We start from the raw sequence: 22,020 nt of genomic DNA, 5'->3' as shown, positions 1-22,020 counted from the left end.
TGAAGCATGCCCCGGCGAACCGGTACATGGGTGTCGCTAATAGGGGTCGATCCTGTCGCGGGACGCGGCGAATCGAATGTGCCGAAGCATAGTCAGACGTTGTGAAGATCACAACCTCAAAACACAACATGTAGTGTGACGCGCTTGGCGCGTGCGCTACGGGTGGGCTTGAGCGAAATCAATGTTGGGCTCGGCTGGCCGGGGCTTTCACGGCTGCCGCACTGACCGAACGGCGGTAACGAAAGCGTTACCTGACACGAAATCTTTTTTGCTTGCTTTTTTGCTCGGTTGTGTCTCGATGGCTGATACAACCCCACATATAGGGTTTAACCCGCTCGGATCGACACGATAGTTGCGCTGCTTGGCTAACGCAAGGTGCGAGAAAATGAACAACCTGTGGATAACATGTGGGCGATTTGTGGGTTATCACCTGTGGTCCAGACGCTTCAAGGTCTTGCGCGTTTGTCGCCCGCTGAGTACGAAATGCGAGTCTTCCAAAATCACTTGACAACACTATATGTAGTGTTTGTTTTTCGGCTGTCTTTCCCGCCCAGGCGCCACTTTCCGACAACAGGAAAGGTAAGTGCAGGGCACTTCGGCAATAATGGCTCACTGATATCATTCGAGCGTTCGTGAGCCACGCCATGAATACATCCGAAACGACGCTGCCAACCACCGACGAGCTGTTGCACCAGATCGAGTCGAATCTACTTAGAAAGCGCTTGCGCTTCAGTCCGGACCTGGAGCAGCGGTTCGAATCGGATACCGGCGCAGGACGGGCGCGGATGTTTGTGCTTACTGGGTTAGTGTCCCTGTGCATTTTCAATGCGTTTCTTATCGGCGATTACGCGATGCGACAGGTAAATTTCGCTGAAATCCTGCTGTTGCGTCTGGGCCTGATGACACCTATTGGGCTGTTCTACCTGCTGGTGATTCACCGGGGCGTAACGGCTCGGTGGAGGGAAGGCCTGATGGCCTGCCTGGTGGTGGTGGCGATGGCGATTTCGGGTCAAATTTTCCGTATCACCACTTCGCCAGTCGATATGTTCGACCCGTTTTCCTTCGATCTGATTCTACTGGCCGGGAACATTGTCATCGCGCTGCGCTTCAAGTACGCGCTCGCGGCCTCGGTGGCCGGCCTGCTGGTGATGGCGGGGTACGTACTGTCTTCCTCTACATTGGGCGTTGATGCGCAGTTGTTTTCCCTGGTGCTTGCGACGGCGACGGCGGTTTTCACGCTGGTCGCGAATCTCAGGTTCGAGGTGACCGATCGACGTGCGTATCTGTTCCTCTTGCGTGAGCAGCTGCGCGCTGATGCCATGCGCGAAGACAACCTCACACTGACGCATATCTCCCAGACCGACCCTCTGACCCAGCTGGCGAACCGCCGTCGGTTCGAGCAGGTGTTCGAAGCGACCTGGCGGGAAGCCGGAACGGCGGGCGATGAGGTGGGGCTGCTGATGATCGATATCGACCACTTCAAGGCCTACAACGATGCGTTCGGTCACCCGATGGGTGACGTCTGTTTACAGCGGGTCGCCGCGATTATCGGCAAACAGGTGCGGAAGATTGACCTGGTGGCTCGGTTGGGCGGGGAGGAGTTCGTCGTGCTATTGCCCGAGACGGACTTGCCAACCGCGCGGCGCGTGGCGGAGCGAGTGCGCGCCGCAATCGAGGCCCTGGCGATTCCGCATGCGGCTGGCGGCGATCAGTCTTGCATCACCGTCAGCATTGGTGCCGCTGTGGCCAGACCGGTTGGCGAACTGGCCAGTGCCGACTTGATGCGGCAGGCCGATGAAGCTCTGTATGCCGCCAAGCGGGGCGGTCGCAACCGCTGCCATGTGGCTGCAGCCTGACGCTACAATGCGCCCGATGGCCTGTAAGGAGGGCGCATGACGGATCAAGAAGCTTGGCGAATTCTCATTGTCGAAGACGACCAGCGGTTGGCCGAGTTGACGCGGGAATATCTTGAAGGCAACGGCTTGCACGTTGCTGTCGAAGCGGACGGCGCCCAGGCCGCGGCACGCATCATCAACGAGCGCCCCGATCTGGTGGTGCTCGATCTCATGCTGCCGGGTGAGGATGGGTTGAGCATCTGCCGCAAGGTTCGTGACCGTTATGACGGCCCGATCCTGATGCTCACCGCCCGCGCCGATGACCTCGATCAGGTGCTCGGCCTTGAAATTGGCGCTGACGACTATGTTTGCAAGCCGGTGCGCCCTCGGGTGTTGCTGGCGCGTATCCGCGCGCTGCTGCGTCGACGTGAAGGTGTCGAGACGGCGCCGGCAGCCAGCAAGCGTATCCAGTACGGCCCGCTGGTGGTCGACCATGCACTGCGCGAAGCCTGGCTGCGGGGCGAAGGCATCGAATTGACTGGCGCCGAGTTCGACCTCCTCTGGCTGCTGACCTCCAACCCCGGCCGCATCATGTCGCGCGAGCAGATTTTCGCAGAGCTGCGCGGGATCGAGTACGACGGCCAGGATCGTTCCATTGATGTGCGCATTTCGCGGATTCGTCCGAAAATCGGCGATGATCCGGATCATCCGCGCCTGATCAAGACGGTGCGCGGCAAGGGTTATCTGTTCGTATCCGAAGCGGCTGAAGCGCTGCAGTGAATTCAATCTTCCTGCGCATCTATGGCGGCATGCTCGCTGTGCTGGTGCTGGTTGGGTTGCTGGGCGCAGGCGGCTTGCAGTTGCTCAACGAGGTCCGGGCGGATCGGCATCGGGAGGCGCTGGCCAGCGGGACATTCCGCTTGATGGCCTACAACATGAGCAGCATGACGCCGATCGAGCGGCGTCAGGCGGCAAACCTCTGGGGTCGCTTGCTGGGCATTCCGCTGCGGGTGCGGACGCTGGACGACATCAGCCTGGAGAGCCGCCTGGAAGCACGCCTGCTCAACGGCCAGGTGCTGGTCGAGCAGGTGCGGCCGCACAGCGTCACGGTCTTTTCGCTGGTCAGCGCAGAAGACCGCCTGGCCCTGACCGGTGAAGTGGAGCAGCTCAGCGAGCAGCTGGCGCGCGCGACCATTTACCTGCTTATCGACGAATTGATCCGCTACCCGGAAGACGAACAACCCCGGCGGCTGGCCGAGCTCAAGCAGACGCACGGGTTTGGTTATGAGCTGGACCTGTTGACCCGCGACAGCGCCAGCCTCGACGACGATCAGCGGCGCCGTCTGGATGAAGGCGATACGGTGATGGCTCTGGTTCGCGGTGGCGAAGCCATTCGAGTGTTCGCGGCGGTTTCCGGCACGGCCTGGATCATGGCGCTGGGGCCGCTCTACCAGCTCAATTTGTACCCGCCGCAATTGCTCGCGCTGATCGGCGTGCTCGGCTTGTCGCTGATCGGGTTGATGGTTTATTTGCTGGTGCGACAGCTGGAGCGGCGTTTGCGCGGTGTTGAGCGCGCCGCCACGCGTATCGCTGCCGGCCATCTGGAAACGCGGGTGCCGGATGCCGGGACGGACTCGGTCGGTCGATTGGCGAAAGCCTTCAACGGCATGGCCAGCCACCTGCAGCGTCTGCTGGCGGTACAGCGGGAGATGGTCAGCGCGGTCGCGCACGAACTGCGGACGCCAGTGGCCCGGTTGCGCTTTGGGCTGGAAATGGCTGGTTCGGCGCAGACACCAGAGGCCCGAACGCGCTATCTGGACGACATGGACGGCGACATCGATGATCTCGACCGTCTGGTGGACGAGATGCTGGTCTACACGCGCCTGGAGCGCGGATCACCGGAGTTGACCTTTCAGGCGGTGGACCTCGGCGCGCTGATCGATCAGGTCATCGGCGAGCTCGCTCCGCTGCGCCCAACCGTAAGGGTCGAACGGGGCGCCTGTGTTGCGGCGAACGACACCGGCAGCGTGGTCGATGCCGAGCCCCATTACCTGCGCCGGGCCCTGAGCAATCTGATCACCAACGCCATGCGTCACGCCGAAACCCGTGTGCAGGTGAGCTTCATCGTCGATAACGAGCGGGCGGAGTTGGCGGTGGATGACGACGGCCCGGGCGTGCCGGAAGAGGCGTGGGAAAAGGTTTTCGCGCCGTTCCTACGTCTCGACGACAGCCGCACCCGCGCCTCTGGCGGGCACGGGCTGGGGTTGTCCATCGTGCGGCGGATTTCGTACTGGCACGGCGGCCGCTCGCAGATCGGTCACAGCGAACTGGGCGGTGCGCGCTTCAGCCTGGTCTGGCCGCGTAAGCATACGCAGTAGTGGGCTGAGCCAGTCGCACCGGAGCTGTCGGCCTCATGGGCGAACAGGTTCGCCACTCAGGTTGTGTGAGCGGGCGGGTGTGGAGCGGGCTCTAGGTGATGGGGTAGTAGTTCGCCGGGGCTGATCAGGCCGGGATGCTTACCAGGCTCAGCAGGTAGTCGTCGAACAGAACGAACTGGCCGTCGAGTTCTGCCCCCGTCCGCCATTCCTCCGAGAGGTCGTTGAGCAAGCGCAGCCGCGCATGGCCGCCGGCGTCCTGGTGAATCAGTTCGGCCTCCTGGAAATAGAAGCGTGTCTTGACCAGCGGATAGAGCGCTTTGAACAGGCTTTCTTTGATCGAGAAAGTCAGCGTCACGCGCAGTGCCCGCTGTGCGTCGTCAAGCTCGGCGTAGCCTTCCAGTTCTCGTGGTGTGAGGATTTCGGCCGCCAACCGGTCGGCCCGCTGGATCGCAAGGCGTTTTTCGACATCAAGCCCGAGCCCGCGCCACTGAGCAGCCTGAGCTACGACCACCGCGGCCCAACCGGCGCCGTGCGTGATGGAGCCCACCACGCCGGCCGGCCAGCAGGGTGCGCGGTCTTCGCCTACGGGAGGAATGCCAGGCTCGCCGGTGACCCTGCGCAAGGCTTCGAACGCGCAGAGGCGCCCGGCGAGAAACTCGGTCTGACGCTTGCTCACTGCCGCCATGGGGGGAATGCCCCAGCGAATGAAGTCCTCGGGGTCAAGCAGGTCGGAATCGAAACGGGTGCTGACCAGGCGCACGCCGGGCAGGGCGCGCGGCAGTGGCCAATGGTCCTGCAGCGGCGAGCAACAGGCGGGTTGTGGAGGAAGCGGGTTCATGAGCGTTAGTGTGCCTTACCGTTGAGGCAAACGCAGTCCTGCCGTGCCGCCGTCACGCGTCGGCGGGCCGCGCGAGAATTCTGGGCGCGGCTTCGACGATCTGCCGCGATAGATTTTCCATTCGCGGCGACTGCACTTTCCAGGTGTGCCAGTACAACGAAACATCCAACGGTGCGTTTGCCGCCAGATCGACCACCAAGCCCTCAGCCAGCGCATCGTGCAACAGCAGCTCCGGCACCATGCCGTAACCCAGCCCGCAGCGAATGGCACTGAAGCGCGGCTCGGCACCGGGCACGTAGTGGCAGGGATAGGCGCCTTCGGGCAGGCCAAGCTGCTGCAGCAAGAAGGACGAGGTGAGGCGGTCCTTGCGTGTGTAGGCGACGACCGGCGCGTTGCGTGCGGCGTTGCGGGTCAGGCCGTTGGCGAAGTATTGCTGGCGAAACGCGGCGGACGCGACCAGGCGATAGCGCATGCTGCCAAGCGGCGTTGCCGTGCACCCCCGCATGGGCTTGGGTTCGGTGCTGATGCAGCCAATGGCCAGCCCGGTTTCCAGCAGGCTGTAGGTGTGATCCTGGTCCTCGATGGTGAGGTCCAGCAATACGCGTTCTTGAATCAGGACTTCCGCCAGCGCCGGAAAGAACCAGGTGCCGAGGCTGTCGGCATTGAGCGCGGCCACCACCACCAGCGGCGCATCGCTACGCTCGGCCAGATCGGCCATCAGATCGGCTTCGAGCAGGGTGGCTCGCTTGAGGTATTGCAACAATCGCTGACCGGTTTCAGTCGGCCGGCACGGGCGGCTGCGTACCACTAACGCATTGCCCAATGCGCTCTCCAGGGCGCGTACCCGTTGCGAAATCGCCGGCGGGGTCAGATGCAGGCGCAACGCGGCCTGCTCGAAGCTGCCGGTCCTGATGACGGCGCGGAAGGCTTCGGTCTGCTTGGGGTCGAGATTCAAGCGGCTTCTTCCAGATTAAGAAAATGTTTGTATAGCCTAAATTTGCTTAGCTGGGTCAATTTACAAAAGGCCGGCCCCATAATGGCGCACCTTCCATCCGTTATGCCCTGTTCTGGAGTACCGCTGTGACGCTGCTGCACATCATCTATCTGGTCGCCATCACAGCCGAAGCCATGTCGGGAGCCATCATGGGGATGCGGCGCGGCATGGATCTGTTCGGCATTTGCCTGCTGGGGACCGTTACCGCATTGGGCGGCGGCACCGCGCGGGACGTGCTGCTCGGGCATCACCCGATCGGCTGGATTGCTCACCCCGAATACCTAGGCTTTACCGTCGGCGCAGCCATCGTGACCGCCATGGTGGCGCGGCACATGCACCATCTGCGGCAGGTGTTCCTGCTGGTCGACGGTCTGGGGCTGGTGGCCTTCACGGTGATTGGTTGTGGCGTGGCAATGGAAATGGGCGTGCACCTTTCCATCGTCGTGCTGGCCGGCGTGATCACGGGCGTCTTCGGCGGGCTGATGCGCGACATCCTCTGCAACGAGGTTCCGCTGGTGCTGCGGCGCGAGCTGTATGCCACCGTGGCGCTGTTCACCGGTGTGCTGTACGTCGGCCTGCTGTGGCTGGGCATCAGCAACTCGATCGCCTCGCTCGCCACGCTCTGTGCGGGTTTCCTGTTCCGGGTGCTGGCGATGATCTTTGAGTGGAAGCTGCCCGATTTCCAGGGGCGTGATATCCGCGGTCTGGACTGATCGTCCCAGCCGATCCGCCCCAGCGTCACCACTGATTCATATCCGCCGACGGCCGACGGCTCTGCCGTGCAGATTCCCGCTTGCTGAGCCGCTACACTAGCGGCCTGGCAACCAGGGGAATGGATCCGTGCTGAGAGACCTAGGAATAAAGAGTCGCGTGCTGGTGTTGATATTGCTGCCCAGCACAGTGCTAGCCGTGGCGCTTGGCGTCTACTTCACGTGGATGCAGTTGTCGGAAATGCGTCATCAGCTCGACGAGCGCGGGCAACTGATTGCCGAGCAATTGGCGCCCCTGGCAGCGCCGGCCATGGCGCAGGGGTACGGCAAGCGTCTACAGCGGATCCTTAACCAGGTGCTGGACCAGCCGGATGTGCGTGCCGTGTCCATCCTCGACACCGAGCGCAACGTGCAGGCCCATGCGGGGCCGAACATGATCACTCCCTCGCCGCCCACCGACCCGGAGGCGCTGACCCAGGTCAGTAGCGTCGACACCACGCGCATCCTCTTGCCGGTCCTGGGCAAACACCTGAACCTCGCCGCAGACAACCCGGAAGACGACCTTCGCCAGATTGGCTGGCTGGAGCTCGAGCTGTCGCACCAGGGCACGTTGCTGCGCGGGTATCGCAGCCTGTTTACCAGCCTGCTGCTGATCGGCGCGGGGCTGATCATCACCGCGCTGCTGGCGCTGCGGATGAGCACCGCCATCAGCAAGCCGTTGCACAAGGTCAAGGTGGCGGTCGCGCAGCTCAAGGACGGTTATCTAGAAACCCGTCTGCCGGCGCTTGGCAGTCACGAAATGGACGAGCTGGCGGCCGGTATCAACCGCATGGCGGAGGCGTTGCTCAGTGCGCGCGAGGAGCTGCAGCAGAGTATCGACCAGGCCACCGAGGACGTGCAGCAGAACCTCGAGACCATCGAGATCCAGAACATCGAACTGGACCTGGCACGCAAGGAAGCGCTGGAAGCCAGCCGGATCAAATCCGAATTCCTCGCGAACATGAGCCATGAGATCCGTACGCCGCTCAACGGCATCCTTGGCTTCACTCATCTGCTGCAGAAAAGCGACCTCTCACCGCGCCAGCAAGACTATCTGTCGACCATCGAAAAGTCCGCCGACAGCCTGCTCGGGATCATCAACGAGATCCTCGACTTCTCCAAAATCGAGGCCGGCAAGCTGGTGCTCGACAGCATCCCCTTCAACCTGCGCGACCTTATCGAGGACACCCTGACGATTCTCGGCCCGGCGGCGCACTCCAAGCATCTGGAGCTGGTCAGCCTGGTTTACCGCGATACGCCGCTGTCGCTGGTTGGTGATCCGCTGCGGCTCAAGCAAGTGCTGACCAACCTGGTCAGCAACGCCATCAAATTCACCAATGAAGGCACGGTGGTCGTCCGCGCCATGGTCGAGGATGAACGTTCCGATCGGGCGCAATTGCGCATCAGCGTGCAAGACACCGGAATTGGCCTGACCGATCAGGATCTGCGCTCGCTGTTTCAGGCGTTCAGCCAGGCGGACAATTCGTTGTCGCGCCAGCCAGGCGGCACGGGGCTTGGGTTGGTAATTTCCAAGCGCCTGATCGAGCAGATGGGCGGTGAAATCGGGGTCGACAGCATTCCTGAAGAAGGCTCCGAGTTCTGGATCAGCCTGAGCTTGCCGAAAGCGCGTGACGACATCGAAGACCTGCCTCGTGCGGGGCTCGTGGGCCGCCGGGTCGGCGTGCTCGAGCAGCACCCGCTGGCGCGCCAGGCGTTGCAACATCAACTGGAAAGTTGCGGGCTGGAGGTGCTGCCATTCGAAAGCCTGGACCTGCTGCACGACGCGGTTGCCGCAGCGCATAGCAGCGAGACTCAGATAGATATCGCCGTGCTTGGCGTCAGCCAGCGCGAGATTGCCCCCCAGCAACTCTGCCAGCGCCTATGGGATTTCGAAGCGTTGGGCTGCAAATGCATCGTGCTGTGCCCAACCAGCGAACAGGCGCAGTACCACGATGCGCTGCCCGAATCACATACGCATGCCCAGCTGCAAAGCAAACCGGCTTGCACCCGCAAGCTGCAGCGGGTCCTTCTCGATCTGCTGCGCCCGCCACAGGCGCTGGTTGAAAGCCTCGCGCTGCCTGAAACCCGGCCACCCCGCGTCCTCTGTGTGGACGACAATCCGGCCAACCTGTTGCTGTTGGAAACCCTGTTGACTGACATGGGCGGCGAAGTCGAGGCGGTGAGCAGTGGGCAGGAAGCGCTGGAGGCGGTGAAGCGCAGATCCTTCGATCTGGTGTTCATGGACGTGCAGATGCCCGGGATGGATGGGCGCCAAACCACCGAGGCAATACGTCTCTGGGAAGCCGATTCTGGCCAGCCGCCATTGCCCGTCATCGCGCTCACCGCGCATGCGCTGTCCAACGAAAAACGCTCACTGCTGCAGAGTGGCCTGGACGATTACCTGACCAAGCCAATCAGCGAGCGGCAATTGGCTCAGGTGATCCTGAAATGGACCGGCTTGCCGCTGGCACGCAGCTTCCTTGCGGCACCTGCCGAGCCGCTGCTACCGGACACCCTCCTGAAAGTGTTGGATTCCGAAGAAGGCTTGCGTCTGGCGGCCGGAAAAGCCGATCTGGCTGCAGACATGATGAGCATGTTGTTGGCCTCGCTGGAGGATGACCGCCGCGCCATTCGTGAGGCACGCCTGGTGAATGACCGGCAGGCCCTGATTGACCGCATCCATCGCCTGCACGGGGCGACCCGTTACTGCGGCGTTCCGCAGTTGCGCGCCGCCTGCGAGCGTAGCGAGACGTTGCTGAAGCAGAACCATCCGAGCGCTGTTCAGGCGATGGATGAGCTCGACAGCGCAATCGAGCGTCTCGAGCACGAGGCGCGCGTCGTCTAGGCGAGCCGGCTAGCTAGACGGTTCGCTCCGCAGTCGGGGCCTCGCATGCTCAGCAGCCTTTGCAAAGCATGCGGGGCCATTACGGCGCGAGGCGAATAGCCGCTGGCGTGACCGAAACAAAGGGCAGTCAGTCGCCCATGACCACACCTTCCCGACGCGGATCGGCCCCGCCGAACCAGCCACTGTCCGTGCGCTGGATGGCCTGCAAGCCGCTGGTCATCTCCGTTTCATTAATAACGTGACCGCGGTCCTTCAACGACTGCACCGTGCTCGCGGGGAAGCGCCCGGCTTCGAGCACGGTCGGGCCGTTGAAGCTGCCGAAGTTCGGCAGGTCGATTGCACGCTGGGCATCCAGACCCCAGTCATACATTCCCAGCAGCGTTTTCGCGGCGAAATGGATAATCGCCGCGCCACCTGGGGAGCCAACACTGGCCAGAAAGCGATCCCCCGCAGCGTCGAATACCAAGGTCGGGCTCATGCTCGAGCGTGGGCGCTTGTTCGGCTCGACCCGGTTTGCCACCGGCTGACCCATGGCGTCGTAGGGTTCGAAGGCGAAATCGGTGAGTTCGTTGTTCAGCAGATAACCACCCGCCAGCCCGGTGCCGCCATCGTTGAGCAGGCGTGAGCCGAACGCCTGTTCGATGGTCGTCGTCATCGCCAATGCGTTGCCTTCGGCGTCCACGATGCTGATGTGGCTGGTGCCGTATTCCGGCTGCTCGGTCTGGGAAGCGAATGCAATGGGCATTTCTCCGGGCTCGCCTGGCTCGGCGGTGCCCATGCTGCGCGGACCGATCAATGCAGCGCGCTGCTTGAGGTAGGCCGGTGCGAGCATGCTGTTCCAGGTGCGACCCGGTACCGGAACGAAATCAGGATCGGCCAGGTATTTGGCGCGATCGGCGTAGGCCAGGCGAGAGGCCTCGGTGTAGCGGTGCAGGAAATCGGCGGACGGCACGCCCTGATCGAGCGGCTGGAAGGGAGGCAACTTCTCCAGCATTCCGAGAATCTGCATCTGGGTGATGTGGCCGGACGAGGGCGGCGGGAACCCGCAGACCTGATAGCGCTTCTGCCAAAGCGTGCAGATGGCGTCGCGCTGGCGCGGTTGGTAACCCTCCAGATCACTCAGGGTGATGCGGCCAGGATTGCTCGGGTGCGTGTTCACTTGCACAACCAGCGCCCGGGCATTGGCGCCCGTGTAGAACGCGTCACTGCCGCGCGCGGCGATGTCTTTCAGCAGGGCGGCGAGGGCGGGATTGCGCAACCGATGGCCCACCGGCCAGGGCGATCCGTCCGGCTGGTAATAAAATGCAGCCGCCGGCGGGTTCTCGCGCAGCGCCGGGTCGCTCAGCAGCAGGCTGTGCAAGCGCGGGCTGATGTCGAAACCCTCGTCAGCGAGCTGGATGGCCGGTTGCAAAAGTTCTCGCCAGGGCAGCTTGCCATGCTGCTGATGCGCGTGTTCGAGCATCCTCACGGTGCCCGGCACGCCCACCGAACGGCCACCAACCACGGCTTCCTGGAAATCCATGGGGCTTCCGTCGGCTTTCAGGAAGAGCGCTTCGTTAGCCGCGGCGGGCGCGGTCTCACGCCCGTCCAGCGCGGTCACCTGCTCGCCATCCCAATGCAGCAGAAAGGCCCCACCGCCCAGGCCACTGGACTGCGGCTCAACCAGCGTCAACACCATCTGTACCGCCACGGCCGCATCCATCGCACTGCCACCGGCCTTGAGGATTCTGTAACCCGCCTCGGTCGCCAACGGGTTGGCGGCGGCCACGGCGAAACGCTCCGTGGCCCAACCGGGTTTGGCCGTATAGCCGCTGGAAGCCTCCGGAGCGGGTGGTGTCGGGCTGGATATATCCTGGCTGGTACAGGCGCTAAGGCTGGCGAGTAACGCGGAGACGATCAGTGCAGCGGGACCGAGAGGCATGGGGAGTTCCTTATGGGACGCAGAGACGCGTGCTGCTTATAGACCTAGACCACAGACAACTATCTGCCAAGCTTGATCGCTGCGTTTGATCCGTGCTCGCGCTCGATACGGCCCGGCATGGATCGTCCAGTGAGCGCGGGGCGCCGTGGAGCTGCAACGAAAGTCGAGCGGTATGCCCGTGTCCGGTCGTTGCCGGTATCATGTGCGCCTTCCAAATGCCGCTCGGTTCATCGACGCCATGACAATTCAGTACCCGACCATTGCCGACTGCGTTGGCAATACGCCTCTGGTTCGCCTGCAGCGTCTGCCCGGCGAAACCAGCAATACCCTCCTGGTCAAACTCGAAGGCAACAACCCGGCGGGGTCCGTCAAGGATCGGCCTGCGTTGTCGATGATCGCCCGTGCCGAAGCGCGCGGCGATATCAAACCCGGCGATACGCTGATCGAAGCCACCTCGGGCAACACCGGCATCGCCCTGGCGATGGCGGCGGCAATCAAGGGCTATAAGTTCATTCTGATCATGCCGGACAACTCCAGCGCCGAGCGCAAGGCGGCGATGACCGCCTATGGTGCCGAACTGGTGTTGGTGAGCAAGGAAGAAGGCATGGAGGGTGCCCGCGACCTGGCGGTGAAGATGGCCGCAGAAGGCCGGGGCAAGGTGCTCGATCAGTTCGCTAATGGCGACAACCCCGAAGCGCATTACAACAGCACGGGGCCGGAGCTTTGGCAGCAGACCAACGGCAGCATCACCCACTTCGTCAGTTCCATGGGCACCACGGGCACCATCATGGGTGTATCGCGCTACCTGAAGGAGAAGAACCTGGCGATTCAGATTGTTGGTCTGCAGCCGATGGAAGGTGCGTCAATCCCTGGCATCCGTCGGTGGCCGCAGGAATACCTGCCGAAAATCTACCAGTCCGAGCGCGTCGATCGCATCGTCGATATGGCTCAGGACGAGGCCGAGCACGTGATGCGCCGCCTGGCCCGCGAAGAGGGCATCTTCTGCGGTGTGTCGTCCGGGGGCGCCGTGGCAGCAGCGCTGCGGCTGTCGCTGGAAGTTGAGAATGCGGTGATCGTCGCGATCATCTGCGACCGGGGCGATCGCTATTTGTCGACGGGCGTCTATGACCAGGCCTGATCGGAGTGCTCGCGCTCAAGGTAGAACCTGCTGATGGCCAAACGCAGCGGCGGCTTGCGCTTTCAGCCCAGCGGCGGTGAGAAGAAGCCGCAGATTCCAACCGGAAAGAAGCAGCGCCTGCGTATCGAGCGGCTGGCCAACGACGGCCGTGGCATCGCATTTTTCGAGGGCCGCACCTGGTTCGTCGATGGCGCGCTGCCGGGCGAAGAGGTTGAAGCACGTGTGACGGGCGCGCGCAGTCAGGTGGTCGAGGCGCGCAACGAACGTGTGCTGACCGCCAGCCCGCAGCGTCGCAGCGAGCCTTGCCCGCATGCGCGGGTCTGCGGTGGCTGTAGCCTGCAGCATGTGCCCGCCGCTGATCAGTTGGCGCTTAAACAGCGCAGCCTTGCCGAACAGCTGTCGCGTCAGGCGGGTGTCGAGCCAGCGCACTGGTCAGCGCCGCTGAGCGGCCCGGAGTTCGGCTATCGCCGCCGCGCTCGGTTGGCGGTGCGCTGGGATCATAAGGCGCGGCGGCTGGACGTGGGTTTCCGCGCCGGCGCCAGCCAGGACATCGTTTCCATCCGTGAATGCCTGGTGCTGGTACAGCCCTTGCAAACGCTGTTGCCAGAGTTGTTGGCTGTGTTGCATGCATTGGACAGGCCGCAGGCGATCGGGCATGTGGAACTGTTCAGCGGTACGGCGATAGCGGTGCTCGTGCGCCATACGGTCGCGCTGGCTGATGCGGACCTGCAGCGGCTGTCGGCTTTCGCACAGGCACAGGGCGTGCAGCTCTGGTTGCAGGGCGAGGGTGGTCCGCAGCCGCTGGACCCGGCGTACAGCCTGGGATATCGACTGCCGGCGTGGGCGCTGGAGTTGGCCTGGCAGCCTGGGGATTTTGTGCAGGTGAATGCCCCGGTAAACGAGGCGATGGTCGCTCAGGCGCTGGACTGGCTGGCGCCTGAGCCGGGCGAGCGGGTGCTGGACCTCTTTTGCGGGTTGGGCAACTTCACCCTGCCATTGGCACGTAATGGTGCGCAGGTGGTCGCGGTGGAAGGCGTGGCGGAGATGGTCGAGCGGGCCCGCACCAATGCGGCGCGCAACGGTCTGCTCAATGCGCACTTTTATCAGGCGGACCTGTCGAAGCCGCTGGCCGAGGCACAGTGGGCCGAAGGGGGCTTTCAGGCGGTTTTGCTCGATCCTCCTCGCGATGGTGCGTTGGAAATAGTGCGGCAGATGACGACTTTAGGCGCAAGGCGCGTGGTCTATGTTTCATGCAATCCTGCCACGCTGGCGCGGGATGCAGCCGAGCTGATCGGACAGGGCTATCAGCTCAAGCGGGCCGGGGTTCTGGATATGTTTCCACAAACCGCGCACGTCGAAGCGATGGCGTTGTTCGAGCGGCCGATGTAGCGCAAGAATTTTTTGGCAGGCGAGAGGCCTACGGTTCAACCGACCGACTCACAGAAAGTCGGCGTATTCGGCGCAGATACGCGCAGAGGGAAGGTAATAGATGGTCCAGGTCAGAGCGCTTCAGCCGATCAATACCGACGGCAGCATCAACCTCGATGGCTGGCTCGATCATGTGTTGGGGATGGACCCGGCACTCGACCGCGATGCACTCAAGCAGGCATGCGAATTCGCACGAGAAGCCGAGCAGCAGGCCAACGCCGCACAGAACCTTTGGAGTGAAGGCACCTCCAGTTACCAGACGGGGCTGGAGATTGCCGAGATCCTCGCTGACCTCAAGCTCGACCAGGACAGCCTGGTGGCGGCGGTGATCTACCGCGCCGTGCGTGAGGGCAACGTCCAGCTGGCAGATGTTCACCAGCAGTTCGGTCCGGTGGTTGCCAAACTGATCGAAGGCGTGCTGCGCATGGCGGCCATCAGTGCCAGCCTCACCTCTCGCGAGTCGCTGGTGCTGGGCTCCCAGACGCAGGTGGAAAACCTGCGCAAAATGCTGGTGGCGATGGTCGATGACGTTCGCGTGGCCTTGATCAAACTGGCCGAGCGCACCTGCGCGATCCGTGCGGTCAAAAACGCCGACGATGACAAACGCCACCGCGTCGCCCGGGAAGTCTTCGATATCTATGCGCCGCTGGCCCATCGCCTGGGCATCGGACATATCAAGTGGGAACTGGAAGATCTGTCGTTCCGCTATCTCGAGCCCGAGCAGTACAAGCAAATTGCGCAACTGCTGCATGAACGCCGACTGGACCGCGAACAGTACATTCAGAACGTTGTGCAGCAGCTGAGGGATGAGCTGACGGCGACTGGCATCCACCCGGAGATTGACGGCCGCGCGAAGCACATCTATTCAATCTGGCGGAAGATGCAGAAAAAGGGGCTGCAGTTCAGCCAGATCTACGACGTTCGCGCCGTGCGGGTGCTGGTGCCGGAGGTGCGTGACTGCTATACCGCGCTCGGTATCGTGCACACCCTGTGGCGGCACATCCCCAAGGAATTCGACGACTACATCGCCAACCCCAAGGAAAACGGCTACCGCTCGCTGCATACCGCCGTGCTCGGCCCGGAGGGCAAGGTGCTGGAGGTGCAGATTCGCACCCTCGCCATGCACGAGGAAGCCGAACTGGGCGTCTGCGCACATTGGCGCTACAAGGGCACCGACGTCAATTCCAGCTCCAACCATTACGAAGAGAAAATCGCCTGGCTGCGTCAGGTGCTCGAATGGCATGAGGAACTGGGCGACATCGGCGGGCTGGCCGATCAGCTGCGCGTGGACATCGAGCCCGACCGTGTCTACGTGTTCACGCCGGACGGCCATGCCATCGATCTGCCCAAGGGCGCCACGCCACTGGACTTCGCCTACCGCGTGCACACCGAGATCGGTCATAACTGCCGTGGTGCCAAGATTAATGGGCGCATCGTACCGCTCAACTACAGCCTGCAGACCGGCGAGCAGGTCGAGATCATCACCAGCAAGCACGGCTCGCCGAGCCGCGACTGGCTGAACCCGAACCTCGGCTATATCACCACCTCGCGCTCGCGGGCGAAGATCGTCCACTGGTTCAAATTGCAGGCCCGCGACCAGAACGTGGCGGCCGGCAAGGCGTTGCTGGAACGTGAACTGGGCCGTCTCGATCTGCCGCCGGTGGATTTCGACAAGCTGGCGGAAAAAGCCAACCTGAAAACCGCCGAGGATATGTTCGCTGCGCTCGGTGCGGGCGATTTGCGGCTCTCCCAGCTCGTCAACCATGCGCAGCAGCTCGTCGAGCCAGACAGCCATTCGGCTGATCAGCTCGAGCTGATTCCACGACGCCCCACCAGTACCAAGCCGGGCAAGCGTGGCGATGTGCAGATTCAGGGCGTTGGCAACTTGCTGACGCAAATGGCGGGCTGCTGCCAGCCACTGCCGGGCGACCCGATCGTCGGCTACATCACCTTGGGTCGCGGCGTCAGCATCCATCGCCAGGATTGCGCGTCTGTGCTGCAACTGGCCGGGCGTGAGCCCGAGCGGATCATTCAGGTCAGTTGGGGGCCGATTCCGGAGAAAACCTACCCGGTCGATATCGTCATTCGCGCCTACGACCGTTCCGGCCTGCTGCGTGACGTGTCGCAAATCCTGCTCAATGAGCGAATCAACGTGCTTGCCGTCAACACTCGCTCGAACAAGGAAGACAGCACGGCGCAAATGACGCTGACCATCGAGATCCCGGGGCTGGATGCGCTGGGAAGGTTGCTCAGTCGGATTTCGCAGTTGCCCAATATTATCGAGGCGAAGCGCCAACGCACCACCTGACCTGCTCTGCTTGGCCATACGGCGTTGAAAGCCTGCTAAAAAATGCTCATTGGCAACAGCCAACTCCGATTTTCAGCAGGCTTTCGCCTTGTCTGGCCTTCGCTCGCGACGTTCGGTGCCGGGCCCAAGTCTTCAGGTGGCGGACCGTAGGGTGGATGTCGCCTTTTACATCCACCAAAACGAGCCATTGAACACCGCCCCGGCCCGACAATGATCCGCTCGTTTGCGGTGGATGGGTGAAGCGTCATCCACCCTACGTTGGCCATTGAGCTGCGGCGGCAAGGAGCCCGTAGGGTGGATGTCGCTTTTTACATCCACCATAGCGAACCCCCGAACACGGAAACGGCCCGACAACAATCCGCTCGTTTAGGGTGGATGGATGAAGCGTCATCCACCCTACAATGGCTTCAGCTTCACTCTCAGGCTTTCACCGAGGACTCTCATGTACCAGCTCAACGACCTTCTGCACCTGATGGCGCGTCTGCGAGACCCGCAGCATGGCTGCCCTTGGGATCTGCAGCAGGACTACGCCAGCATCGTTCCGCATACGCTGGAAGAGGCATACGAGGTGGCGGACGCCATCGAAAGTGGCGATTTCGATCACCTGCCCGGCGAGCTGGGCGACTTGCTGTTTCAGGTCGTCTATTACAGCCAGTTGGCAAAGGAGGAGGGGCGTTTCGAGTTCGATGCGGTAGTCGATGGCATCACTCGCAAGTTGCTGCGCCGGCACCCGCATGTGTTTCCCGACGGTGACCTGTATGGCTCTCCCGAGCTGCCGCGCCTGGACGAGACGGCGATCAAGCAGCGCTGGGAAGAGATCAAGGCCGAGGAACGTGCCGAGAAATCCGTCGCCCCCGAGCAGCTATCGCTCCTTGATGACGTGCCAAACGCGTTGCCCGCCTTGAGCCGCGCCGCCAAGTTGCAGAAGCGTACCGCGCAGGTCGGCTTCGACTGGCCGGATGCTCTTCCGGTGGTCGACAAGGTGCGCGAAGAGCTGGACGAAGTGCTCGAAGCCATGAGCGAGAACGACGCCGAGGCCATCGCCGAGGAGATCGGTGACCTGTTGTTCGTCACGGTAAATCTGGCGCGGCACCTGAAGGTCGATCCGGAGAATGCCTTGCGTTCGGCGAACCGCAAGTTCGAGCGGCGCTTCCGCTTTATCGAGCAAGCCTTGCGGGAAAGCGGCCGGCCCATCGAGAATTGCGACCTGGAAACCCTCGACGCGCTCTGGGGTGAAGCCAAGAAAGCCGAGCGGTCACTTTCCTGCGGTTAATAATGGCGAGCACCTAAGGTGGATGTCGTTTTTTACATCCACCACAATGCTGCCGGCGGATCGGTACACCCGACCCGCCCCACGTCCAATTTGAATCCACGACGAGACGAGCCGACACATGAGTCTTTCCCTTCGCGATCAGCTGCTCAAAGCCGGGCTGGTCAATGAGAAGCAGGCCAAGCAGGCCGGTAAGCAGCAGCAGAAACAGCAGCGTCTGGTGAAGAAAGGCCAGCTCGAAAAGGACGACTCTCAGCGCGAAGCAGCGCTCAAAGCGCAGGCAGAGAAGCTGGCCCGCGATCAGGAGTTGAACCGCCAGCACCAGCAAAAGGCAGAGCAGAAGGCGCGCACCGCGCAGATCAAACAATTGATCGAAACCAGTCGCCTGCCCAAGCTGACCACCGAGGACTACTACAACTTCGTTGATGACAAGAAGGTGAAGCGCCTGTCGGTGAACGCGTTGATGCGCAACAAGCTGTCCAGCGGCTCGCTGGCCATCGTCCGGCACGGCGGTGGCTACGAAGTGATTCCGCGAGAGGCCGCACTAAAGATTCAGGAGCGCGACCCGCGCCGCATCGTGCAGCTCAACACCCAGACTGAAGCGCCGGACGCCGACGATCCGTACGCGGCGTACCAGATTCCAGATGATCTGATGTGGTGAGCCGTCCGGCTCGCTGATCGGGCCTGCTGCCCTGGATTGGCAGCAGGTTGTTGGCCATCAGCTAGGGTTTTCTCCCACTTCCGGTAGGCCGTTCGGCCGTCGCCCTGAATGACCCTGACGCAGAACCCGCGGCCAGGTGGACGGTGAGCGCATAGCGCGGTACGCGAGCGCGCCCGTTTCCCAACCAAGCGTTGCGGGTCATCCCGGTGAGCGTTCCTTGCGCGTGGCGCGCTGGTCGTTGTGGGCGGCTCCGACGGAAGGACGGATTTATGCCAGCGCTGCGGCCTCTACTGCTATAGCCCGTCCGGGCTTTCCGGTTTCAGCAGGAGGACAGCACCATGGAAAACACCCGTTATTCGGATGAGAGAGAGACGCATGCCTTGCAGGCCCAAGGCGTGCCTGGCGACCCGGAAGAGCCCGGTGTACCGGACCTACCCAGCGAGCCGGGCGAGCCGACCCTTCCCGACCAGCCGCCGCCTGCGCCAGTTGCATAAAACCGGGCTATAGCGTGGCGCCTGTGAAGGCCTGAGCCCGGGCGAGCAGGTCGATAACCTGCTCGTCGTCGGTCTGATCGAAATTTTCGTAATGACGGCCAACCCCGATGAAGGGTTCGGGCATTGCCAGGCAAACGAGTTCATCCACGTCCGCTCTCAACATCTCTATCTCTGCACGCGGCCCAACCGGAACCGCCAGGACAATCCTGCGTGGGCTCGATTTTTTAAGCCCTTTCAACGCAGCGCGGACGGTTGCCCCTGTTGCGATCCCGTCGTCGATCACGATCACGCAGCGATCAGTGACGGCCGGTGCGGGCCGACCGCCACAGTAGCGTTGACGACGGCGCTCCAGCTCGACCAGCTGGCGGTGCATCTCTTCCTCGAACCAGTTCGGCGGTGGTGCGATCTGGTTGACCAGTTCCTGGTTGATGACCCACTTGGGTTCCGCCCCGTCGATCACGGCGCCCAGCGCCAGCTCCTCGTTACCGGGTGCGCCAATCTTGCGTACCAGAACCAGATCGAGGGGTGCCTTGAGACGATGCGCGACTTCGAAGGCGACGGGCACGCCGCCGCGCGGCAACGCCAGCACCAGCGGGTTAAGGTCGGATAAGTGGCCCAGCGCTTCGGCGAGTTCCTGCCCAGCATGCTGGCGGTCGCGAAAAAGATAGGATTCAGGCATGAACGCACGCATGGCTCATTCTCCGAATGGGTAGGTATCCGGAATGATTTCGCCGTCGATCTGTTGCGGCCCAATGGGCGTCACTGCCGTGGTCTCAGCCAGCCAGATCAGGGCGTCGAACTGTTCAGACAGTATGGCTTGGAAATAGTGGCTTTGCCGCTCGGTAGCCGGCCGGTAGATGACGCCGATCGCCCGCTCCAGCCGGGGCCGGGCGAGCGTCTGACGCAAGGAGGCATCATCGCGCCAGGTGGTCAGTGATGAGGCAACGCCGGTACGTAGAAAGAGCTGTTCCCAGCTGTCCGGGCGTGATGGGCGGACCTGCTTGATCTGCATTGGCTCGTCCCAGTTGTCTGCTGCTGCCACCTCGCCATGGTCGGTCGCCATGCCGATCAGCACCGCGTCGCGACCAAACGCGGTTCGGCACAGCTCGCCGATGTTGAACTCGCCGCCCCATCCCATGGACGTCGAGGCGGCGTTACCGATATGCGAGTTGTGCGCCCAGACCACGGCCTTAGCATTCTCGCCACGGTGTTCCAATAGCGCACGGAGGGTGTCGAACATGTGCCGGTCGCGCAGATTCCAAGACTCTGCGGAGCCCTGGTACATGGCTCGGTAATACTGCTCGGCGGCGAGCACCACGCGGGCGTTGCGCTCCGCATTGAAGAAGCTGCCGCCGTCTCGTTCAAGGTATTCCAGCCGTTGATCGAGCAGGGCGCGCAGCTGCTCAACGACGGCGTCTTCGCAAGACGGCTCGCCGAGCATCACCTTGTGGCCGTAAATGGCCGGTTCTTCGTGCCAAGGGCTGAGGCAGCCGTAGCGGCGGCGTGCGGCGCTGGCGGCTTGCGGGTCGATGCGGTCGAGATAATCCAGCACTTCGCGGATCGAGGAGCCGAGGCTGTACACGTCCAGCCCGCGAAACTCGACCCGCTCCTCTGGGGCGAGCGGTTCGTTGTGGCTGCGCAGCCAGCCGACGAACTCGGCCACTTCCTGGTTGCGCCACATCCAGGTCGGAAACCGCTTGAAACCTTCGTCCACCCAGGTCGATGGCTGCAGATGACGGGCGAAATGGTCTATTTTTGCGGCATCCGGCCAGTCAGCTTCAGCGGCGATGATCGTGAAGCCGTGGCGCTCGACCAGCCGTCGGGTAATTTGCGCGCGCGCCCGATAGAACTCGGACGTGCCATGGCTAGCTTCACCAATCAACACCACTTTTGCGTCGGCGAATTGATCGAAGGGGTCCGCAAACGCCGGGTCGTCCATTGCCGGGAGGGGTGTCGCGTGCTGGCGTAGCAACTCGACCAGCTGTTCTTCGGTCGTCTCGGTAGGTCGCGGGCGTGATCGAATCATGGCCTTGTCTCCTGGATCCTTTCTTTACCGATGACCGACGGTCTCAGGCCCCGTTTCAGACCGTTCGGCAGGTCGTCCGATCAAGCGTAAGCGGCAGAACTGAAACAGGCGAACTAGTCTCTAAACAAAGCGACGCCAATATCGGCGAGCGTAATTGCCGAAGGCGCTAGAACAAGGGGGCATCCATGACGACTTGGATCATCGCGTACAGTAAAGACGGCAACACTTCCATTCTCAGGACCGAGTCCGATCACCAGCCGGATATAGACGAGGCAGTAGCGCTGGTAACGCAGAAAGCTGAGCACGACTACGCGGGCGAGGACGATGCCTACGAGCATGATCCAGACATCGAGGAGACACCGGCCACCCGGCTGGCTGAACGCTTCGGTATCACCGTAACCGGAATTTCCCAGGCCTGATCGTCGATCAAGCCACCTGCCACACACTCCCATCCCCAACCACGTACAGACGCCGACCCGGGTCGGCGTCGACCTCCATCATTCCAGTGAAGCTGCCAAAGGCCGGCAATAGGCTGACACGCGTGCCGATGCAAAAGCAGGGCAGGCGAAGGGTCTGCCGGCCGCGGCCGTTGAGGCGGAAAGCGGGATGCAGATGGCCGGCCAGCACGTGATGTGACGGGTGTGGCTCGGGTTCGTGTTGCAGCGCAAAAGGGCCGAGCAGGAGGGGCTCTTCAACAATCGTCATGCCGAGCGTGGTGGGCGGATCACCGGCACGTTTATCGTGATTGCCGCGGATCAGCGTGATCGGCAAGTCGCCGTGGGTCTCGCGCCACTCATGCAGTTGCGCCAAGGTGGCGGGTGTCTGTGATTCCGGTGCGTGCAAAAAATCGCCAAGGAAGATCAATTGCCTGCAGCGATATCGGCCGAGCAGATCGTCCAGCCGCTGCAGATTGGCCTGAGTGGTGCCGTGTGGCACCGGTTGGCCGAGGCGTCGGTAGGCGGCGGCCTTGCCGAAGTGGATATCAGCGATCAACAGCGCCTGTTGTTCCGGCCAGTAAATAGCCTTGTCGGCGAGCAGCCAGAGTTCGGTCTGTTCCAGTTCGATGGGCAGGTGTGGGGTCATGCGGCGAGTTTAACGTGAGCGTTCGAGGGTTCCCACGCTCCGTAGGCGGTTG

Annotated in this window: 18 protein-coding genes; 12 read left to right on the top strand and 6 right to left on the bottom strand. The window is 62.5% G+C overall.

Annotated elements, in window-relative coordinates; all coding sequences use genetic code 11:
- The first annotated feature begins 644 nt into the window (after positions 1-644).
- The 3 genes from K4O48_RS13735 to K4O48_RS13725 are packed head-to-tail and all read left to right on the top strand — an operon-like array spanning position 645 to position 4,213.
- A complete protein-coding gene (locus tag K4O48_RS13735; protein ID WP_222908967.1) occupies positions 645-1,856 on the top strand; it encodes a diguanylate cyclase in 1,212 nt (403 codons plus the stop codon).
- A 36-nt stretch (positions 1,857-1,892) separates the two neighbouring features.
- The gene (locus K4O48_RS13730; protein ID WP_222908966.1) at positions 1,893-2,615 is read left to right on the top strand and encodes a response regulator; all 723 of its coding nucleotides are present in this window, start codon (positions 1,893-1,895) and stop codon (positions 2,613-2,615) included.
- On the top strand, positions 2,612-4,213 hold the full coding sequence (locus K4O48_RS13725) for an ATP-binding protein (RefSeq protein ID WP_222908965.1): 1,602 nt from the start codon (positions 2,612-2,614) through the stop codon (positions 4,211-4,213). The genes K4O48_RS13730 and K4O48_RS13725 overlap by 4 nt, the downstream gene beginning before the upstream one ends.
- 124 nt (positions 4,214-4,337) lie before the next feature.
- Here K4O48_RS13725 and K4O48_RS13720 read toward each other — a convergent pair whose 3' ends face one another.
- On the bottom strand, positions 4,338-5,051 hold the full coding sequence (locus K4O48_RS13720) for a 4'-phosphopantetheinyl transferase (protein WP_222908964.1): 714 nt from the start codon (positions 5,049-5,051) through the stop codon (positions 4,338-4,340).
- A gap of 52 nt (positions 5,052-5,103) precedes the next feature.
- On the bottom strand, positions 5,104-6,006 hold the full coding sequence (locus K4O48_RS13715) for an HTH-type transcriptional regulator ArgP (RefSeq protein WP_222908963.1): 903 nt from the start codon (positions 6,004-6,006) through the stop codon (positions 5,104-5,106).
- A 125-nt stretch (positions 6,007-6,131) separates the two neighbouring features.
- Here K4O48_RS13715 and K4O48_RS13710 point away from each other — a divergent pair, with 125 nt between their 5' ends.
- Together K4O48_RS13710 and K4O48_RS13705 are read left to right on the top strand one after the other, a co-directional pair.
- On the top strand, positions 6,132-6,758 hold the full coding sequence (locus K4O48_RS13710; RefSeq protein WP_222908962.1) for a trimeric intracellular cation channel family protein: 627 nt from the start codon (positions 6,132-6,134) through the stop codon (positions 6,756-6,758).
- 127 nt (positions 6,759-6,885) lie between these two features.
- The gene (locus tag K4O48_RS13705; protein WP_222908961.1) at positions 6,886-9,639 is read left to right on the top strand and encodes a response regulator; all 2,754 of its coding nucleotides are present in this window, start codon (positions 6,886-6,888) and stop codon (positions 9,637-9,639) included.
- A gap of 127 nt (positions 9,640-9,766) precedes the next feature.
- On the opposite strand, the gene ggt is transcribed toward K4O48_RS13705, so the two are convergent.
- The gene (gene ggt / locus K4O48_RS13700) at positions 9,767-11,560 is read right to left on the bottom strand and encodes a gamma-glutamyltransferase (protein WP_222908960.1); all 1,794 of its coding nucleotides are present in this window, start codon (positions 11,558-11,560) and stop codon (positions 9,767-9,769) included.
- Positions 11,561-11,798: 238 nt separating this feature from the next.
- Here ggt and cysM point away from each other — a divergent pair, with 238 nt between their 5' ends.
- The 6 genes from cysM to K4O48_RS13670 all read left to right on the top strand — a co-directional run bounded on the left by cysM (position 11,799) and on the right by K4O48_RS13670 (position 18,859).
- Positions 11,799-12,698, top strand: coding sequence for a cysteine synthase CysM (gene cysM / locus K4O48_RS13695; protein WP_222908959.1), 900 nt, complete (start codon positions 11,799-11,801; stop codon positions 12,696-12,698).
- 33 nt (positions 12,699-12,731) lie between these two features.
- A complete protein-coding gene (gene rlmD / locus K4O48_RS13690; protein ID WP_222908958.1) occupies positions 12,732-14,087 on the top strand; it encodes a 23S rRNA (uracil(1939)-C(5))-methyltransferase RlmD in 1,356 nt (451 codons plus the stop codon).
- Positions 14,088-14,187: 100 nt separating this feature from the next.
- On the top strand, positions 14,188-16,434 hold the full coding sequence (gene relA, locus K4O48_RS13685) for a GTP diphosphokinase (protein WP_222908957.1): 2,247 nt from the start codon (positions 14,188-14,190) through the stop codon (positions 16,432-16,434).
- A gap of 442 nt (positions 16,435-16,876) precedes the next feature.
- Complete coding sequence (gene mazG / locus K4O48_RS13680) at positions 16,877-17,707, top strand: nucleoside triphosphate pyrophosphohydrolase (RefSeq protein ID WP_222908956.1); 831 nt, start codon at positions 16,877-16,879, stop codon at positions 17,705-17,707.
- A gap of 118 nt (positions 17,708-17,825) precedes the next feature.
- Positions 17,826-18,365: a DUF2058 domain-containing protein gene (locus K4O48_RS13675; protein ID WP_222908955.1), complete on the top strand. Its 540-nt coding sequence runs from the start codon at positions 17,826-17,828 to the stop codon at positions 18,363-18,365.
- Positions 18,366-18,703: 338 nt separating this feature from the next.
- Positions 18,704-18,859, top strand: coding sequence for a hypothetical protein (locus tag K4O48_RS13670; protein WP_222908954.1), 156 nt, complete (start codon positions 18,704-18,706; stop codon positions 18,857-18,859).
- 7 nt (positions 18,860-18,866) lie between these two features.
- Here the strand turns inward: K4O48_RS13670 and K4O48_RS13665 are convergent, their stop codons facing one another.
- Both K4O48_RS13665 and K4O48_RS13660 read right to left on the bottom strand, forming a co-directional pair.
- Complete coding sequence (locus tag K4O48_RS13665; RefSeq protein ID WP_222908953.1) at positions 18,867-19,550, bottom strand: phosphoribosyltransferase; 684 nt, start codon at positions 19,548-19,550, stop codon at positions 18,867-18,869.
- A gap of 3 nt (positions 19,551-19,553) precedes the next feature.
- The gene (locus K4O48_RS13660; protein ID WP_222908952.1) at positions 19,554-20,885 is read right to left on the bottom strand and encodes an erythromycin esterase family protein; all 1,332 of its coding nucleotides are present in this window, start codon (positions 20,883-20,885) and stop codon (positions 19,554-19,556) included.
- Between the two features lie 185 nt (positions 20,886-21,070).
- Here K4O48_RS13660 and K4O48_RS13655 point away from each other — a divergent pair, with 185 nt between their 5' ends.
- Positions 21,071-21,304: a hypothetical protein gene (locus K4O48_RS13655; protein ID WP_222908951.1), complete on the top strand. Its 234-nt coding sequence runs from the start codon at positions 21,071-21,073 to the stop codon at positions 21,302-21,304.
- A 7-nt stretch (positions 21,305-21,311) separates the two neighbouring features.
- Here the strand turns inward: K4O48_RS13655 and pdeM are convergent, their stop codons facing one another.
- Positions 21,312-21,968, bottom strand: a complete 657-nt coding sequence (pdeM, locus tag K4O48_RS13650) for a ligase-associated DNA damage response endonuclease PdeM (protein ID WP_222908950.1) — start codon at positions 21,966-21,968, stop codon at positions 21,312-21,314.
- Positions 21,969-22,020 lie beyond the last annotated feature (52 nt).

This window comes from Pseudomonas sp. DNDY-54, assembly GCF_019880365.1.
GTDB classification, from domain to species: Bacteria; Pseudomonadota; Gammaproteobacteria; order Pseudomonadales; family Pseudomonadaceae; genus Stutzerimonas; species Stutzerimonas stutzeri_P.
The sequence above is the reverse complement of the archived record's forward strand: the minus strand, read 5'-3'. Positions and strand labels throughout refer to the sequence as shown.